This window comes from Bacteroidota bacterium (assembly GCA_037133915.1).
GTDB lineage: Bacteria > Bacteroidota > Bacteroidia > Bacteroidales > CAIWKO01 > JBAXND01.
On sequence record JBAXND010000063.1, the window covers coordinates 1 to 18,957 of the forward strand.

An 18,957-nucleotide genomic window follows, 5' to 3' on the forward strand; every position below is an offset into this window, starting at 1 on the left:
CAATTTGTTGCGGTTTGCAAAATAATATTCTGTATTTTTATCGGACAATAGTGTAAAATAATCAAGGTCATTTGGAACAAAATGAACCAATATACCTTTTGGAGATGTCATTTCAGCCACAATTGGCTTACTTTTAACTGTGTCAATTCTTTGTTTGATAAATTCTACCATAACTTCATGTTTTGTTTGTTAATTTTAAAAATCACGCTAACGATTATATTGCACCATTGGTGCTATTTTTACTATTATGTTTTGAGTTGGTGCTATCCCTAATTGCCCTTTGAACTATTAATAATCAACAGACCCTAACTATTTTTTTTCTTTTTCAACAACCAACGATAAACATTTTGATTACTCGTTGTCACAACGTAGGCCTGCACAAATTCCCAACCTTTGGTTCCCATATAATTCAGCGCATCCACCATTGAATTAAATGCCGCGACTTTACCAGTTTGTTCATCCCTCACTCTTGTGTCTTGAAAAAAGCTTTTCTCCTCACCGTAATCAACAGAAACAGTAACCTTTGTGCTTAGAAATTTTGCAGTTCCAACAAGTTCACAATAGACATATTTTGTTGTTAACGAGTCTCCTGCTGCTTGGCAATATACCTTCGGCGAAGCGCAGACCAATAGTGAAACCAAGGTTATTAACGCCAATCTTCTCATGGGAATAGGTTATTATTGTTTCTCAATTACTAATCTGTCAAAATTTCAATTAAAATTATGATTGTGGAGTATCAAACTGGCTATTATCACGTTTTCGCAAAAATTCCAATCAATAAAATTGCCACCTCAAATATAAAAAATTATCATATCAAGGTCGATTTATTTTGTTTATTATTTCAGAATTTTACCCCCGTCTGAACCAATCTTAACATTTAACTGAGCTTCGCTTTCAACTTTGGGCTTTCTCGATTCTTTAGCAATCCCTCCACTATATTACCACCCCTAACTGCATCATTACGGTAATAAATGGGCTATAATCGCCCGGAATAAATCCCATGCAACTTTAAATCACTCTATTTCAACATACTAAATGGCAGCGCCTCCCAGGAATATGGATTATGCACGGTTCAATCGGAGCGTTCTCTGCAATTACAACGCAAAAAAACGGGCAGGTGTGCCAATCAGATTGTTTTTACCTCGCAATGTATGGCTACATTCAAAATATAAAACTTAAATTAGCAGACTTGTTATAATGTAACCTGAAAATACTGACACCGATTCATGGCAAAGACAAAAAAAGAAGAACAGGAAGAGCCTTTAGAGAAGAAGTTGTGGAAAGCGGCAGACAAGCTCCGTAAGAACATGGATGCTGCCGAGTACAAGCATGTGGCATTGGGTCTCATCTTCCTGAAATATATTTCTGATGCGTTTGAAGAAATGTTTCAGCAGCTCACGGCTCAAAAGAGCGATGGCGCTGACCCCGAAGACAAAAACGAATACCTTGCCGAGAAGGTTTTCTTTGTGCCGGCTGAAGCACGCTGGAGTTATATACAGGGCAGGGCGAAGCTCCCAACCATTGGTAAAGACATTGACGATGCAATGGATGCCATTGAAAAAGACAATCCATCACTGAAAGGGGTCTTGCCCAAAGTTTTTGCACAGGAAAAGTTAGATAAAGCCAGTTTGGGCGGTTTGGTTGATCTTGTCAGCACTGCAACTCTGGGTACAAAAGAAGCCCAGAGTAAAGATCTGCTTGGGAGAGTGTTTGAATACTTCCTTGGCGAGTTTGCATTGGCGGAAGGTAAAAAAGGCGGACAGTTCTATACGCCCGGAAGCGTTGTGAAGCTCCTTGTTGAAATGCTGGAGCCATATGAAGGCCGAGTCTTTGATCCTTGCTGCGGCAGCGGCGGAATGTTTGTCCAGAGTGAAAAATTCATTAAACATCATCAGGATTATTATAAAAAGAGCAATGGCAATAAGCTTTCCCTGAATCCTTCTGACCACATTTCGATATACGGACAGGAGAGCAATCAGACGACTTGGCGACTGGCAAAGATGAATCTTGCCATACGGGGAATTGACAGTAGTAATGTGAAGTGGAACAATGAAGGCAGCTTTCTGAATGATGCACATAAAGACCTGAAAGCCGATTATATCATTGCGAACCCACCCTTTAACGACAGCGACTGGAGTGGTGAACTCCTACAAAAAGATGCCCGGTGGGTTTATGGTGTGCCGCCAGCAGGAAATGCGAACTACGCATGGATACAACATTTTCTTTACCATACTGCGCCTAATGGACAGGCGGGCTTTGTGTTGGCGAAAGGTTCTCTGACCACCAAGACAAGTAATGAAGGCGAAATACGAAAGGCTCTTATTGAGAACGACCTGATCGATTGTATCGTAAACTTGCCGTCTAAATTATTTTTGAATACGCAGATTCCGGCTTGCCTGTGGTTTTTAAGTCGCAACAAACAAAAGCGCAAACGTGAAATACTTTTTATTGATGCCCGCAACCTTGGCTTTTTAAAAACACGAAAGAACCTTGAGTTTACCGATGAAGATATTGCTAAGGTAGCAAGCACCTACCACAACTGGCGGGCTTCGGTGGTTGAGCCTGTCGAATCCACCGATTATCAGGACATACAGGGTTTTTGCAAAAGCGTTTCTATCGAAGAGGTGAAAGCCCTGAATTATGTTGTTACGCCCGGCAGGTTTGTTGGCTTGCCCGATGATGAAGATGATTTCAATTTCTCTGAACGCTTCAATGCGCTGAAAGCCGAACTTGAAAAGCAAATTGCTGAAGAAGCAGAATTAAATAAACGGATAACAGAGAACCTTAGGAAAATTAGTGTGCAGAATTGAATAGTTTAAATTTAAGATCACAAATTGTGACCTTAAAAAACGACAGCGGTATAACATCACAAAATGTGATCATAAAAAAAGTAACAGCTATAAAAAACGAAAACCGGGAGCTTGATTTTTTCATGGGCTTCCGGGAACTATATCTTGATACAAAGAAGCGAAATAAATGCGTAAAAACAAGTAATATATAAATAAAATGCAGTTTGCGGAAGTTTTCCCTGTTGAGCAGATTGTCGCATCGCTGATGCGACAATTGAGCTGGACTCATTTAAAAATTTGATTTTATTTGCCCCGGTGAATATACCATAATAAATTTCGGTTATAAAGGATTGAAATCTTCTACAACAGCAAATATCGTCGCGGCAAAGAAAAATATACTTCAAGAAAATAAAGGCAGAATAATGAGTGAATGGAAGGAATATAAATTAGGCGAAATTATTAATCTTAAAAGAGGATATGATTTACCAAATGCAGTCCGAAAAGCTGGCACTGTTCCGGTAATATCTTCGTCAGGGGTATCAGATTATCATAACAAGCCCATGCAGAAACCGCCTGGTGTTATTACCGGTCGATACGGCACTATTGGACAAGTTTTTTTTGCAAAGGATGATTATTGGCCGTTAAATACGACTCTATATGTTCAGGATTTCAAAGGGAATGATCCACTTTTCATTTTCTACCTACTAAAGGTTTTTGATTTTACAAAATACAGTGATAAAAGTGCAGTCCCTGGTATTAATAGAAATGATGTTCATTCGGAAAAAGTCTCTATCCCTAACACTGAAGAACAAATCAAAATAGCAACTATCCTCAGCAGCCTCGATGATAAAATAGACTTACTCCACCGCCAAAACAAAACACTTGAGCAATTAGCCGAAACACTGTTCCGGCAGTGGTTTGTGGAGGAAGCGGAGGAGAGTTGGGCGGTTGGGACATTAGGTGATATTTTTGATATTGGAATTGGCAGAACACCACCAAGACAAGAGCATCTTTGGTTTTCAACAAACCCAAAAGATATCAAATGGGTTTCGATTAGAGATATGGGAATAAGTGGAATTTATATTGACCAAGTTTCGGAGTATTTGACACAAGAAGCTGTCGAAAGATTCAGCATTCCAATAATTCCAGAAAATACGGTTTTGTTAAGCTTTAAAATGACTATTGGGCGTATAGCAATTTCAACAGAAGAAATGTTGTCTAATGAAGCCATCGCACATTTTAAGCAAAAAAAAAATTCGCGATTATTCCCAGAGTTTCTTTACCTCTTTTTGAAAAGGTTTAGGTGGGAGTTATTAGGAAGTACTTCCTCAATTGTTGAAGCGATAAATTCCAAAATGATTAAGGAAATAGAGTTAACTTTTCCTGATGAAATAACATTGTGCAACTTTAAGGAATTGATTACCCCGTATTTTGTAAAAATTAAGTCAAATCAAAACCAAATGAGCACTCTTACAATGCTTCGCGATACACTATTGCCAAAGTTGATGAGCGGAGAGGTAAGGGTAAAGTGTAATAAATAATTAAATCAAAACCAAAATGAGTGTTCAAGCCAGAGATCGTAAATTAGAAACATGGTATAGCCGTGTTAAGAACGGTGAAATTAAACTTCCAAGATTTCAGAGATTCGAAGCCTGGGATAGAAATAGGATCTGTAGTTTATTAAATATGGTCGTACACGATCTTCCCTTGGGTATAACATTGTTATTGGAGGTCGATCAGGAGCAATTCATTTCAAGGTATCTTGCGACAGCGGAGATCAATGTGCCTCCATTCCCTCGAGTTATAGAGCATTTATTAGACGGACAACAGAGAATTACTGCAATATGGCGGGCTTTGCATAATAATTATGATTTGGAAAAATATTTCATCTATATCAGGGAGTTTGATACCACAAGAAATCTGGACAATCAAATTGAAGATGGATATGACGACTGGTCTGCTCAGGAAGCAGTTGTTTGCCAGAGCCGATGGATAAGCAGACGCACCGGTAAGTTAATGCCGCTTTGGGCTGATGAACCTGAAGAATGCCTGAAACGAGGTTACATCCCTTTTGAACTTTTAAGGCCAGAAGATATTAGCACAGAAATTTCCAAATGGATCGTAAATGCGTTGGAGTTTAAAAAACCCAAACATGGTCTTGACAACTTTGAAATTGAGATTGAACGGTTTTCCGAAGAGAAACAAAAACTCACTAACCTTATCAATGGTTTTAGGTCAACCGTAAAGCATTATAACCTTCCTTTTCTTGCATTAGCATCGGACACATCAAAAGATGTAGCCTTGAATGTTTTCATCAATATGAATACCAATAGCAAGCCACTTTCTCAATATGATATTATTGTTGCTGAGATAGAGGGTGTGAAAGATACTTCACTACATGATTTGCAATCTCAGCTAGATTCAAATCACCCGTCTGTTAAAAGGTACGCTGACTTATCATATCTCATTCTAAATACATCCGCTTTAATGCAGGAAAAAGTCCCGAACAGAGTAGGTATTTGGGATATGGATAAGCGAAAGGTTGTTGAAGATTGGGATAAAATGATGAATGGTCTATCAAGAATGGCCTCATTTCTTGAATCTCATAATATTTTTGATGACCAGAGGCTACCAACTAATGCAGTTTTATCAGTAATTGCAGCCTTATTTACGAATATCCCAGAAATTGGCGATAAGGCCGGACAATCTATTGTTCTACTTAAAAAATATTTGTGGTCTTCATTTTTTACTGACAGGTATGAAAATGCCGCAGCATCGAGAGCGTATGCGGATTACATAGCACTATTAGGTATTATCAACCAAAAGAATAAACCAAACACGAATACAGTTTACACCGAAAATGATGTCCCTGTATTAAACAGATCAATGTTCCCGATTGCAACAGAAGAGCAATTAATAAATGTTACTTGGCCAAAGAATGTTAGTATCAGAGGCCGTGGAATTTTGGCAGTTGCAAACTATTTTAATGCTCACGATTTTGCTGATGGAAGTGCCATCACGGCTGTAAATGTTCAAAAAAGAGAATATCACCATATTTTCCCGGATGCGTTACTTTCGGATGCAAATAATATACTTGGAGAAGAAATAAACAGTTGGGTCGCCTTGAATTGTGCTTTGATAACCGGTGCAACAAATCGAGTGATTGGCAGGAAAAATCCGATGACCTACCTGAAAGAAAGGTACAACTGGACATCTGAACCTGTAGTTGAGCAGAGACTGGGGAGTCACTTAATTCCAGTTGAAGAGCTGAAAGCAGGTTCATATTCAGGGTTTTCAGACATGGATACTGCAACGAAAATAAAGAAAGATTATGAGGCATTTCTTATTAAACGGTCAAAAATGATTTCAAAAGCAATTGAAAAACTCACACTGGGGGAGGATGTTCGTGCCGCTGATTTTCTAAAGATAGAAATTGAAGAGAATTCCAGCTTAAATTAGTTTTTCTTGTAATAAGTTAGCACCATGAAAGGAAAATCAGTTTTTACAAGAAGTGAGGCCAATGCAATTATTGAATTGATAAAGCAGAAGCTCAAAGCGGACAGTCAAACCCAAAAAAATATCAGAGACAAGATCAGGGCTCGTGGATTTTATGCGAGTGATTTTGGAATCGGAGGCGGATACACTGAGCACGATTTTTTAAGTGTAGTTAAAATTATTGATAGTGGCAGCAATAATGAAGGGAATCCCTCATCGATGGTATATAATATAAAACCACCAAAACCGTGGGTCATTGATGAAATGAAAGAAATCAAAGACGAGTCCTATATACTTGATCTTTGCGATGAGGTATTACATTGTAAAGGTCGCAGGCAGCACCGCTTTGATTTTTTAACCGGCGATTCCGGAACTAAATTGCCGGTGGATATTTACTATTCATCACTAAACCTCGTAATTGAGTACAGGGAAAAGCAGCACACCGAAGAAGTCAAATTCTTTGACCGCAGACATACCGTTAGCGGTGTCGGCAGAGGAGAGCAGCGAAAGATATATGACCAGCGCAGGCGAGATTTGCTGCCTAAACACGGCATAAAGCTAATTGAATTCGGTTATGATGAATTTGAGCATAACCGCAGCAAAAGACTCATCAGAAACAAAAAGAATGATGTTGAAATAATCAGGGAAAAACTTAAAAAATTCATATCAAATTGAAGCAATAATGTTCGATTCTGAAAAAATAAATGCTTTTTTTGAAGCCCGCAAAGACGACGAATTGAAGCGTATCCGAGACACAAAGGAAAATGTTGATCCCGGCTTTAATTTGTTTACACTTATCTCGGATTTGTATTACCGGGAAAATATGCATAGTGATATTATTAAGGAATTGCTTGATCCCATAGGAAAACACGGTGAAGGGAATCGCTTTTTAATGCTGTTTATTGAATTTTTAAACAAGCAAAACAAAACAAGCAAAATTGAACATACACATTATTACGGAACCGTAACCGTTGTGAGGGAACAAGCCCGAATAGATATCTGCATCAAATCGGGCAAGCATGCAATTATTATCGAAAATAAAATCAATGACGCCGGTGATACAGTGAATCAAATCCCGACTTATTATGAAGTTCTGAAAAAAGAAAATTTTATTATCGATGCGGTTGTGTACCTGACTTTATGCCAAACCAAAGAACCCGACAAAAGTACATGGGGTGATTATAACAAAGAAATTGACAAGAAACTAATATCTGTTCGTGCGTATGAAGGAATGTCCACAGATTTGTGCAATGGCTGGCTGAGAAGGTGCATTGAAAAAACATCACATATTGATAATCTTTCCATTTTGCGACAATATTTGAAGACAATAAAATATTTAACTCGTAATCATTTAGACTTAGATTATATGAATGAATTCAAGAATTTCCTGGTAGCAAATAAGAAAAAGAATTATACAGAAATTGCAAAATCTATAAAGAAATCGGTTGATGATTATCCGCAGTTCACTTGCAAGAACCTCTTGGACTATTTCAAAAAGGAGAACAATTATATGCCATTCGAATCTGTACGTCCATTAGGCGATATTTCTTTTTATTTTAATCGTTTCGTTATTGGGGAATACGTTTTCAACATGGATGTCAATTTAAATATTGATTTTTTTACAATTGATTTTTCTGTTCGGGAGCCTAACGTTTGGACAAAATTGGAACCTGAGTCTTTATTAAAGATCCTAAAATACGATGATAAATTCGAATTGTGGTATGATGGAAGATTCCGTTATACTTATAGTGGCGATTTTATTGAATTTGAAGACAAGGCGATTGAATTTTTAACAGGTTTCCTAATAGCATTAGATCAGAATACAGCTGAAATTGACACTGCTTTGGACAAACTAAAGCAGGAATAAATACTAATAAAAGTTTGTCCATCAACAAAGAAAAAATAATTTGAAACCCATCACAGAAAATATCATAGAAGCATCAGCGATTGAAATACTGCAATCGCAAGGATGGGAATATGCCAACGGCAAAGAGCTTTCGCCCGAAGGTTTGTTCTGCGAAAGGGAAAACTATCAGCAGATACTCCTCACAAACCGTTTACGTTCGGCAATAGAAAAGATAAATCCGCACATTCCGGCAGAAGCTCAGGAAGCTGCTGTTCAAATAGTGTTGCGGATATTTTCACCCGTGTTGCTGCACAACAACGAAGCGTTTCATAAATTGTTAGTCGAGAAAGTTAAAGTTCCATATCAGCAAAACGGTTACGAACGCAGTCATGAAGTGGCTTTGATTGATTTTGAAAATACGGCGAACAATCAGTTTTTAATAGTCAATCAATACACCATCATTGAAAATAACCAGAACAAACGGCCTGATGTGCTCCTTTTTGTAAACGGTTTACCGGTGGTGGTGATTGAACTTAAAAATGCAACTGACGAAAACGCAAATATTCTAAGTGCATACAAACAAATTCAAACCTACAAGGCGATTATTCCAGGCTTGTTTACATACAATGCCATCTGTATTGTTTCGGATGGTCTGGAATGCAGGGCAGGCAGTGTTTCTGCCGACCTCAGCCGCTACATGACGTGGAAGAGCGCAGACGGAATTAAAGATGCTTCACGCTTCAAACCACAGTTGCAAACCTTGTTGCAGGGCATGATGCAACCTTCTACCCTGCTTGATCTGGTGCGCAACTTTATTGTATTTGAGAAAACAAAAAAAGCAGATGCGAAAACAGGACTAATACAGATATTCACCGAGAAAAAATTAGCAGCCTACCATCAATATTACGCCGTAAACAAAGCGGTTCAGTCCTCAATTATTGCATCAGGTGTGACCGGAGATAAACGTGGTGGCGTGGTATGGCACACACAGGGTTCAGGAAAAAGTTTAAGTATGGTTTTCTATTCGGGTAAGCTGATCACCGCACCCGAAATGCAAAACCCGACCATCGTTGTCATTACCGATCGCAATGATTTGGACGACCAATTATTTGACACATTTGCCGCTTCCGTGCAGTTGCTAAGGCAAGATCCTGTACAAGCCGAGAGTCGTGAACATTTGAAAGAATTACTTAAAGTGGCCAGCGGTGGTATCGTATTCACCACTATTCAGAAGTTCATGGTTGATGCTTCGGCAAGTTCAGCATCCGGCTCTGTGTACGAACAGCTCTCCGACCGAAAAAATATTGTAGTGATTGCCGATGAAGCCCACAGAACGCAATATGGCTTTGAAGCAAAACTGGTGGATGAAAGAGATAAGGAGACGAAAGAGATAATCGGTAAACGCATTGCCTTTGGCTTTGCCAAGTACATGCGGGATGCCCTACCCAATGCTACTTATATTGGTTTTACAGGCACTCCGATTGAAGGGACAGACGTAAACACGCCGCAAGTTTTCGGCAACTACATTGACCGTTATGATATCAAAGATGCGGTCACGGATGGCGCAACAGTAAGGATATTCTACGAAAGCCGCCTTGCAAAAGTGAACCTTGATGAAGAGGGTAAACGCCTGATCGAGGAGTTTGATGCTGATTTGGAGCAGGACGAAGAAATCACCGAAAAGCAAAAGGCTAAGGCCAAGTGGACTAAGCTGGAGGCCATTGTTGGTAATAAAGACAGGATCGTCAATCTGGCAAAAGACATTGTCACTCATTTTGAAAAACGGCAATCCGTTTTTGATGGCAAGGCGATGATTGTCGCCATGAGCCGCAGAATCGCAGCAGATATTTTTAAGGAGATTATTGCTATTCGCCCGGAATGGCAGAGCGATGATATGACGAAGGGCACAATCAAAGTCGTAATGACAACCAACAGTGCAGATGGCCCTGAAATCGCGAAACATTATACAACCAAGCAACAGCGCAGGGATTTATCAGAGCGCATGAAAGACCCTGCCGACCCGTTGAAAATTGTCATAGTTCGTGATATGTGGCTTACCGGATTTGATGCGCCCTGCCTAAACACCATGTACGTTGACAAGCCGATGCGTGGTCACAACCTGATGCAGGCAATTGCAAGGGTAAACCGTGTTTTTAAAGACAAACCCGGCGGCTTGGTGGTGGATTATCTGGGCATTGGCAGTGACCTTAAAAAAGCGCTTTCCTTTTACGGTGAGGCTGGTGGCAAAGGTAATCCGGCGGAGAACATCATCAAGGCTGTTGAAGTATTTAAAGAAAAGCTGGAAGTGGTTCAGCAGATGTTTGACGAAGACAGCAGCACCCGCAAGGATATTTTGGTTGAAGAACCCGAAGCATATTACGGAAGCAGCAATAAATTCAACTACAAACGATTTTTTACGGTTGATTCAAAAGAAAAACTCTCCATCATACTGCAAGCGGAAGAACACATTTTTGGATTGCAGGAAGGCAATGAACGCTTTATTCGTGAAGTCAGTTTATTAAGTCAGGCTCTTTCATTGTGTATCACAAGAGATGAAGTTCAGCCATATTTGCCGGAAGTTGCATTTTTTCAGGCAGTGCGGGCACGTTTAGTGAAGTTTGAAGCTCCGGGTTCAGGCAAGTCGGATATTCAGGTTGAAACAGCAATTAAGCAAATTGTTGATGAGGCATTGAGTTCAGATAAAGTAATTGATATTTTTGAAGCCGCCGGTATCGACAAACCAGAGATTTCAATTCTTTCCGATGAGTTTCTTTCAGAAGTGAAAGGAATGAAACATCAGAATATCGCGCTGGAATTGCTGAAAAAGATTTTAAATGATGAAATAAAAACAAGGGCTAAGACCAACCTTGTAAAAAGTAAGAAATTGCTGGAAATGCTGGAAGGCGCGATAAAACGCTACCAGAATAATTTATTGACAACGGCGGAGATCATTCAGGAACTCATCAACATTGCAAAAGAAATAAAGGAAGCCGACCAGGAAGGTGAGCGTCTTGGTTTGACGAAGGATGAAGTAGCTTTCTACAATGCGTTAGAGGTGAATGATAGTGCCGTAAAGGTTTTAGGCGATGAACAATTGAAAGAAATTGCCAGAGAGATCACCGACAAAGTAAGAGCAAATGCGACAATTGACTGGACTATCAGAGAAAGTGCCAGAGCAAAACTCATGGTAATTGTGAAGCGGACACTCACAAAATGGGGATACCCGCCCGACAAGCAACAAAAGGCAATTGACACGGTTTTGAAACAAGCGGAGTTGTTGGCGGATAGTTTTACGAAGTAATGCCAAGAGGGCGTTTCTAATTCTTTTCACAGGTTTTTTTTCGATGAGGGAGGTAAGGTTTACCTCAAGCGTCGCATATATCCTTTTTCTAAAAAACACCCGCTTATTTATCCGGTGAAATGGAGTTTTCCTGACTTTCAAGCATGCCGTCTTCATATGGTCAAAGAGTAAGTTGCATAGCTGTGGCAAATTAGCCCATTCATCATTAGGCCACCAACCGGCCACTGCAACCATTATAATTCCACCACAAGCCTTATTTGCTGCGTCTAGGTCATTCTTCGCTTCCATTGGAACCACTATTTCTATAAAAATCTACTTAATATAGTATTTCGCCTTTTTTTGCCCAAAAAAGATCTGATAATGGGCCTTATTCGGATTTTATTAATAAATGTCTATTAGAGCAATGGTTAAATTCGGGTAGAATGCGGGGGGAATACTGGTAGAATGCTAGTAGAATTCTGGTACAATACAGGCAGATACAGGTAAAAAAATGGCAGATTAAAACCAAGTTTTCATTTTCTGCTGATAGAATGCTGGTACATTTCTTATTGATCCCCGAAATATTCAATGCTTGGCTGGTAAATCATCGATGGGTTCGTAGAATGCAGGGATATTTTTCGCATTTTCCTAATAGTGGACGAAAAAACACTGGTAGTTTACAGCAAAATCTCTATACCATCCGCTGTCAAGTCAAGCATGCCAGCATTATGATCGTGTTACGCATCGGCGTTTTCGCATTTTTTCACGGAGAAAATGTAAAAACGCTGGCAGATTATGAAGAATCTCTAAAACATCCATTGAAATACTGGCATAACAGAATTAAGTTTGTGGAATGCATTACTTTTCTATGGATAAACTGGCAATTGCCTATTGAAATTTCCAAAACAGCCTCTCATACGGGACACACCAGCATTAAGTTCGCGGAATACATCGGTGTTTCCGCAGTTCTCCCGAGCAAAGGCGGCTAGTTTTTCTTTAAAGCACTAAAAAATAAACTATTCGCCTGTTTAATATAATCTTCAATGCTGTTTAGTCCCACACTCTTGCGTCTTTCATTGAGTTTGTCCGGGTCAATTACCCCCTTAGGAATTATAAACGAAGTATTATCGCTGTTGTATTCTAATTGTGTCCCAAAGACCTGTAATCGTCCATTGTGTAGATTTACCCGATCAACTAGGTAAGCATAATTTGCTCCTGATGCTTTTTTCGCATCTACTTCAATTTTCATTTTTAATAAAACACTATCTTGAAATGATGGAATTGCGTCTTGGTGCTGAACGAGAAGCCAAAAATTACGTGAACCTTCTTGTCCAACCAAGTCGTAGTTTGGGAAACCATATTTAGCAAAGATTTGTTTAAGGATAAAATAGTTCATGCTGTCAATTAGGCGAACCTGCTTGTACATGGCTTTTTCTGACAACGTATCGTTAATTAACTCACCGGTTGAATGATTATGGATAATAGTCCTCCATTTTTGATCATCAGCTGCCATACTGTCTAGTAAATATATGAGTGGTATATTGTATGTAGCAACTGCTTCATATTTTTTCTCTCTGTTTTGATATATTAAATCTAATAACGGTTGCCAACGATTGTCTGCCCTCAATGACATTAGATCAGGATCAGTTGTAATATGACGATAATCAGAATATTTGCCAATATTGGCAATGCGATTCAAATTATAAAATGCACTGTCAGGATATCCAGCTAAAGCCCATGAACACGATGCATTATAACGATCATCCATAAGCCCATACCCCCCGTAAGTTTTAAACGCCTCGGTATATTTCTCAGCTGATTTCTTATAATCCTTTATCATAGACAACGAGTCAGCCATCTTAACGAGTGCATAATATACTGGTGATGGATAAGGTTCAGGTGGCGGATTAGTCTGACCAGTAACAAACCCAATACTCAGAAATGTATAAAAAATTGTAATGAGTTTTTTCATGACGCTTTTTTTACACGTTATCTCTTGCAGAAAGCCCATGTTATCGTTTCGTGCTATTTTTTTTCTATTTTGGTGCTGTCCAAAATAATTTCGGATTGTTTGTCTTGTAAACTGTCCAAGTAGTATTTACCTTTTGTGCTTTTTCTTCTGTCTTGTCTGGTGACTGAGCAAAATAATCCAACGGTAGAAGTTTTATATATGAAATGATTTTCCCATCCTGCATTGTCTCCATATTATATTCATTGTTAACAGGACACTCAAACATATAAAGATTTTTTGCCATGTAATGATACAAATAATATTCTTTTGTGATAGTCTTTCTATTCCAATTTGCATCAGGATTTAATATTAGTGGTTTGTCATTTATTAATCTTTCTCTTACTTCTTCAATACTTAATAACTCACCCTTATCATTCATAACATAAGCGTTATTTGTCGGGTCTATCCAAAGCCATTTTTTAAGTGTATCGGAATAGACCATGTTTATTACATGGCAATCGCTGTCAATTTTCAAACTGTCTTTAGGCAAGCAAGTAACAATACGGGATTTAATTCCCAATGACAAATAACATTCATTCAAGACTGTTGCTAGTCCTCTACAATTTAATCCTCTGTTGTCTCGCTTACATTCTGCTATCATACTCATTGCATTTTTGACAGCTGGATTTTCATGATTTCCGTCATGTGGAATTAAATAATGTATCCATTGTAGGACGTTTATTATTTTAAAAACATCTGTTCCTTGTCCTGCGATGCTGTCCAAGTTGAAAGCTTTACGTAAAGCTGTCAAGTTTTGATTGTCGCTAGACTGATAAGTAAATTTTGGAAGTTCTCTCTTGTCCTCATAATTGTACTTGCCTGCTTTTTTGAGAATATAAAGAAAGTCGCTAATGTTTTTTAATTGATTAAGGATGTCCTTAAATTCTTTCTCATTACGGATATTATTTAAATCGCTGTCCTCTTGAATGTGCGCATAGTCAATATAACCTGCATCTATTGATTTTTTAAAATAAATAATTGCCATTTCTTTGTTGTTCAATAAAGAATACGTGCAACAGAGATTATAATAAGCACCATTTAAATATTCTGAAAATTCTTTTTTAGTTGTATCGGGAAGTCGGTTGTATTGAGATAAAAACTCTGTCAGTAATTTGTTGTACGTTTTAATGTCTTTATGTTCGTATGCGGAAACAAACAAGCTGTCCTGTATAATTGCAAACTTTTCAAATTTTTCTGCTGTAACTTGCCCATAAGCAACAGTCATGGTAAAACTAATAAGAAAGAAAAATAGTCGTCTAATATCCATTTTTTCTATTTATTTATTTTTGAGTTGCCAGATTCCTATCATGAACGATAACGTGCCCGGGCTTGATTAACGTGCGGGTAAGGCTAATCTATCCCTGTGTATTATATTTCAAGTTTCACTCTCATGTCTCACGAGGCTGCTCCCGCATGGAAACAAGCCCGTATTATGCATAGTTAATATTTGTCTAATGCACTTGTCCTTAATAGTCCAATTTCATTGCTGGATGTTACTTTATAATCATTTACGAAAACCCAAAATAAATCCTTTTCATTACTATCTTGTCCAAGTTCCAGGTTAATTATATTATCCGTTGTGATGATTTCAACTTTTATTCTTTTTTGCGGTCCAGAATGATTTGTTTCGATATTCTGTACTTTTTTTAATTCGGAAATGATTTGTTCTTGTTCTGCCAAGTCCGGCATTTTATTATTAATGACTAAAGTGATATTGTTTTTGTCAAGTGCACTCAAAACTTTGTTTTTTGTTATGGCTTTAAAAACCGAAGTCAAAATGAATAGCAAAAAGAAAACTAAAAACATTTGTGATAACAATATTGTAGCAAGTCGATAATATTGTTTTTTCGCATAGTCTTCACAATTTCTTGCTTTACTAATGCACAGTCCTCCCATGATGCCTCCAATAAAAGAAATAAATGTCACAAAAGCCCAGTGTAAAACAAAAAAGTCGAAAACCTTCATTTTTTCTTTAATTATGCATAACATATTTATTGTTGCAATTACGCATCGAAAATTACAAATAAAATAGAACAATCTCAACAATTTAACAGTGAATAAAATTGAATTTATTCAAGCTTGTTAGCATTGATAACAAATGTGCCGGGAAAGTTGCCGTACACATCACAGGAAAGTATATCACTAATCCAACCTGACTAAGTTAATGGAAAGGGAGAGCCCTGGCAATAATTTCTTTTGCGGTTCTTTTTCAACCATTTCAGGTCATGGCGAGAATATGATCTTAATAGGGATTAACAACAAGATAACCATACTATACACTTGTACATTCTTTTGTACAAACTGGATATTCCTGAAAAAATACTGCCGTCCCTGCTTCTCAAATAAAGATAAACACCTTGCTATACAGCGCTTAATTGCATTTATTAAACTGTGGACATTCTCGAAATAATCCAAATTATGCCGTATTATTTCTTGTTCAGAATTCCCTCCTACATATCCCATTGTGCCCAAATTGCAATAAACAGCAAGTTTAATCTATAATTTTTACAGAAACAGCCACTATTCAGTGTACACATTGCCACTTTTTGACTTGGATTTATGTACAAAGCCATCCTCATATGCTGATTTTGGGCTTGAAACTGGCATCTGCAGGCCATCGGAGGAAATTTTATGGCACTTTAACGCCATAATCATGACCTTTGGGGAATATTTTCATCATATGTCTGGTATAAAACGGTACAAAATGCAAGGTGGGTGCAGAAATTTGCCCGAAACAGGGTTGACGGAAGCCGTATGACGCTGGCGACGATACCCGCATGTGATTTTTAGAACACGATAATGGTATTTTCTGGACTTTTTCCATCCAATGATGCGCTCTTAATGGAAAAATCATAATGAGCCCGCCAATATCCGACATTGTTTGCTAAGGAGATGCCTTCGGAACGCAATCAGAAGGATAAAATCAGGACGGGCTTGATATGTTTCTTACTTCAATGCTGCATACACATGCAAGCAAAGGTTCGTTTTCGGTTCTGCTCAGTGAGTATTGTCTATCACCAGCCAATTGTTCTGGCATTAAACATGACGATCGCATTGTTGACACGTAAGCTCAGGATAAAAAAATGATTTGAGGGCGCATGATTGGCTTAGAAATGCCTGGTTGCTTTCATTATTTTAACAGAGCCTTCATTTTTTTTGTCAGAGAGTACCCGCCTGTTTGAGGAGAATCCCCTTTAAACTCAATTAACCCGGCTTTCCGAAGTTGCCTTATATATCTTTCAATACTACTATCCGATATTCCCGTTACTGTTCTATAGTCAGGAACTTTTTTGCCTTCATTAGCAGCAATTGCTTTTAATAGTATGGCAAGTTTACTCTTAACTTTTTTAGTTGCTCCCTCAATTGCTCCCTCAATTGCTCCTTCAATTGCTCCCTCAATTGCTCCCCCAGTTAATCCTTTAATAATTGGTTTAGATTTCTTCTTAGTTTCTCCATCAACAGCACTGTCACGAGCACTCGGGTCAATAGGAATGATAGTCTTGAAGACCGCCCCTTCAATAAATTGAACTTTTCCGCCAGTGGTATACTCATGTATGAGCCGGTTCACATTCAAAACGCCCGACCCCAATTCATCAACACGACCTAACTGAATGAAAAATTTAGCAAGCGAAGGGTTCTTCGGAAATGGCGTGAAATTATTTGGATTTATCGGCCCATGACCATGAGGGTTGTTTGCGTTTATTGTTTCAACCTTGTCGGCATAGATAATAAATGTGCAGGGATGAGCATTCACATATTCCCTGTGAACAATTAGGTTGGCGACAACTTCGCGGAAAATTTTTGTACGAAGGCTTACTCTTTGGTCTCCTTCCATAAAAAATTTATCCGGCAGGTGTTTACCAACAAAGCCCATTAACTTTTCGTACGCATCAATCAGGTTTGTTTGGATGTACTCACGGTCATCGTACCGTTCAACATTCTTGATCCTGACCAGTGCATCAATTTTGTAGTGTGGCAAAATACTCTGAATCACTTCGTCTTTACCGAATGTCAAGGCTGCTGCAAGTGTATAACCTTCTTTTGCTGCCTGGTTATCACGTTTCCAGAACCCAGCTTTCTCCAGTAACTCCCCGTCATTTAAAGCCAACCACGGATGTGCGGCATTATTGCTTCGGATAAGATTTCTGATTTTCGGAAATAGTTCGGATTTAAAATCTTTAAATCTCAAAGCCGGATAAATGATTCCCTCGGTATAGTGAGTTACCTTCCGGTTGTAAATTTCAGCTATCTGATATGCTTGCGCAACCCTAAAATCGCCATCGTTGCTTCTATCATAGATGACATTTGCCGATTTATGCACCTGTGAACTCGCAGGAATCTGGACATGAATTAACCATTTACCTTTTACCTCATACAGTTGAGGAAATAATATAAATGGGGGATCAAGTTTTTGTGGGTTGTTGGATAAGTTAACAAGGTCGCTTATGATTGTCGAACACCTTGACGCATCGACACCTTTTAGTTTGCCCTTATCATCAACACCGAGAAGAATATCGCCTCCGTCTCGGTTAAGCATGGCACAGATTGTTTCAAATAAATTAGCAGGCAATGCTGTTGTTGCCTCTTTGAACTCAAGCCGAATGTTCTCTGAGTCATTAAGCAATCTCTTTACTCGTTCAATACTCATAAAAATGGGGCTAGCTATCTTGGGTTCATTGTGAAATCTGCATCTAAAATACAGAAATATTTAACCTGCATCGAGCTTAAAGGAAAACAAATAACCGCCCCATGATGGAAGCGGTTATTTGAGGCGCAAGCTATTGTTTGGCATCAGGCTACATCGTATAACCTATCTTCACCTCTTGCTGCCCTTGCTATTATTAAGAAATGAACTCAGAAAATCAAATATTTTTTGCTGATTTTCGGGTTTGATATCCTTGAATTTTTCGTGTACCTTATTTATTAATGGCTCTATATCTTTCATAGAGGCAATATTTTTATTCGTTATGAAATAGCCAACGATAATGAGGATATCAGGAACAATCGGTGCAATCCAATCACGCCACAAATTCTTATCCGGCTTATCATCCAGCTTTTTGCATACTTTCTCAAGTTCATAAAGCAATTTTTTATGATTATCGGACATCTCAACCTTTAAGTGAGTATTTTCTTCATCCTTCCTTTTGACTTCCTTCTCCAGCTGCTCAATTCGGAATTTATTTAAACTGATCTCACTGATCTTTTCCCATGATTTTTCTTTGGCCTCAGTAAATTCAAGCTTTTTCTGACATAATTCATCGTATGTCTCGCATATTTCTACCTCCTTAGATCGCAGCTCATGATCTTGAAGGCTAAGGCTTCTCTCCATGCTTTCCAGTCTTGACGCTTTTGCCTCCAGCGTTTTTTCTTTTGTAACAAGTTCAAGTGACTTCTGCTGCAACTGATGCATTGAAGGCAATATAGACACGCCATTGTTGTTGTCATTGCCGATAGTTACCAAGCCCGATACTTGTGCCTGCAACTGGAGAATACGCGCAAACTGGTCCCCTAGTTCCGCGTTAAGCTGACCCCCTTT

The 18,957-nt window shown here is 38.5% G+C and carries 13 protein-coding genes; 7 read left to right on the forward strand and 6 right to left on the reverse strand.

What is annotated here, in order from left to right; genetic code table 11:
• Positions 1-305: 305 nt before the first annotated feature.
• Positions 306-665 carry a hypothetical protein gene (locus tag WCM76_15140; GenBank protein ID MEI6766964.1) on the reverse strand — a complete coding sequence of 120 codons (360 nt, stop codon included), beginning with the start codon at positions 663-665 and terminating at the stop codon, positions 306-308.
• Positions 666-1,226: 561 nt separating this feature from the next.
• Here WCM76_15140 and WCM76_15145 point away from each other — a divergent pair.
• The 7 genes from WCM76_15145 to WCM76_15175 all read left to right on the forward strand — a co-directional run bounded on the left by WCM76_15145 (position 1,227) and on the right by WCM76_15175 (position 12,399).
• Positions 1,227-2,810: a class I SAM-dependent DNA methyltransferase gene (locus WCM76_15145; protein MEI6766965.1), complete on the forward strand. Its 1,584-nt coding sequence runs from the start codon at positions 1,227-1,229 to the stop codon at positions 2,808-2,810.
• A 329-nt stretch (positions 2,811-3,139) separates the two neighbouring features.
• Complete coding sequence (locus tag WCM76_15150; GenBank protein MEI6766966.1) at positions 3,140-4,330, forward strand: restriction endonuclease subunit S; 1,191 nt, start codon at positions 3,140-3,142, stop codon at positions 4,328-4,330.
• Between the two features lie 16 nt (positions 4,331-4,346).
• Complete coding sequence (locus WCM76_15155) at positions 4,347-6,248, forward strand: DUF262 domain-containing protein (GenBank protein ID MEI6766967.1); 1,902 nt, start codon at positions 4,347-4,349, stop codon at positions 6,246-6,248.
• Between the two features lie 24 nt (positions 6,249-6,272).
• On the forward strand, positions 6,273-6,959 hold the full coding sequence (locus WCM76_15160) for a hypothetical protein (protein MEI6766968.1): 687 nt from the start codon (positions 6,273-6,275) through the stop codon (positions 6,957-6,959).
• Between the two features lie 7 nt (positions 6,960-6,966).
• The gene (locus WCM76_15165) at positions 6,967-8,151 is read left to right on the forward strand and encodes a PD-(D/E)XK nuclease family protein (protein ID MEI6766969.1); all 1,185 of its coding nucleotides are present in this window, start codon (positions 6,967-6,969) and stop codon (positions 8,149-8,151) included.
• Positions 8,152-8,191: 40 nt separating this feature from the next.
• Entirely contained in the window at positions 8,192-11,431 is a 3,240-nt protein-coding gene (locus WCM76_15170; GenBank protein MEI6766970.1) for a type I restriction endonuclease subunit R, read from the forward strand.
• Between the two features lie 530 nt (positions 11,432-11,961).
• Complete coding sequence (locus WCM76_15175; GenBank protein ID MEI6766971.1) at positions 11,962-12,399, forward strand: hypothetical protein; 438 nt, start codon at positions 11,962-11,964, stop codon at positions 12,397-12,399.
• On the opposite strand, the gene WCM76_15180 is transcribed toward WCM76_15175, so the two are convergent.
• The 5 genes from WCM76_15180 to WCM76_15200 form a co-directional block, all read right to left on the reverse strand.
• Positions 12,396-13,382 (reverse strand): DUF6624 domain-containing protein, encoded by a 987-nt coding sequence (locus WCM76_15180; GenBank protein MEI6766972.1) that lies wholly within the window; start codon positions 13,380-13,382, stop codon positions 12,396-12,398. The genes WCM76_15175 and WCM76_15180 overlap by 4 nt on opposite strands.
• A 64-nt stretch (positions 13,383-13,446) precedes the next feature.
• On the reverse strand, positions 13,447-14,688 hold the full coding sequence (locus WCM76_15185) for a transglutaminase-like domain-containing protein (protein MEI6766973.1): 1,242 nt from the start codon (positions 14,686-14,688) through the stop codon (positions 13,447-13,449).
• Between the two features lie 173 nt (positions 14,689-14,861).
• Complete coding sequence (locus tag WCM76_15190) at positions 14,862-15,386, reverse strand: hypothetical protein (protein ID MEI6766974.1); 525 nt, start codon at positions 15,384-15,386, stop codon at positions 14,862-14,864.
• Between the two features lie 1,165 nt (positions 15,387-16,551).
• A complete protein-coding gene (locus WCM76_15195; protein ID MEI6766975.1) occupies positions 16,552-18,069 on the reverse strand; it encodes an RNA-binding domain-containing protein in 1,518 nt (505 codons plus the stop codon).
• Positions 18,070-18,237: 168 nt separating this feature from the next.
• A partial coding sequence (locus WCM76_15200) for a hypothetical protein (GenBank protein MEI6766976.1) occupies positions 18,238-18,957 on the reverse strand: 720 nt, incomplete at its 5' end.

Coding starts and splice junctions, on each gene's coding strand:
- WCM76_15140 (MEI6766964.1), bottom strand. CDS start 665: ATGAGAAGATTGGCGTTAATAACCTTGGTTTCACTATTGGTCTGCGCT.
- WCM76_15145 (MEI6766965.1), top strand. CDS start 1,227: ATGGCAAAGACAAAAAAAGAAGAACAGGAAGAGCCTTTAGAGAAGAAG.
- WCM76_15155 (MEI6766967.1), top strand. CDS start 4,347: ATGAGTGTTCAAGCCAGAGATCGTAAATTAGAAACATGGTATAGCCGT.
- WCM76_15160 (MEI6766968.1), top strand. CDS start 6,273: ATGAAAGGAAAATCAGTTTTTACAAGAAGTGAGGCCAATGCAATTATT.
- WCM76_15165 (MEI6766969.1), top strand. CDS start 6,967: ATGTTCGATTCTGAAAAAATAAATGCTTTTTTTGAAGCCCGCAAAGAC.
- WCM76_15175 (MEI6766971.1), top strand. CDS start 11,962: ATGCTGGTACATTTCTTATTGATCCCCGAAATATTCAATGCTTGGCTG.
- WCM76_15180 (MEI6766972.1), bottom strand. CDS start 13,382: ATGAAAAAACTCATTACAATTTTTTATACATTTCTGAGTATTGGGTTT.
- WCM76_15185 (MEI6766973.1), bottom strand. CDS start 14,688: ATGGATATTAGACGACTATTTTTCTTTCTTATTAGTTTTACCATGACT.
- WCM76_15190 (MEI6766974.1), bottom strand. CDS start 15,386: ATGAAGGTTTTCGACTTTTTTGTTTTACACTGGGCTTTTGTGACATTT.
- WCM76_15195 (MEI6766975.1), bottom strand. CDS start 18,069: ATGAGTATTGAACGAGTAAAGAGATTGCTTAATGACTCAGAGAACATT.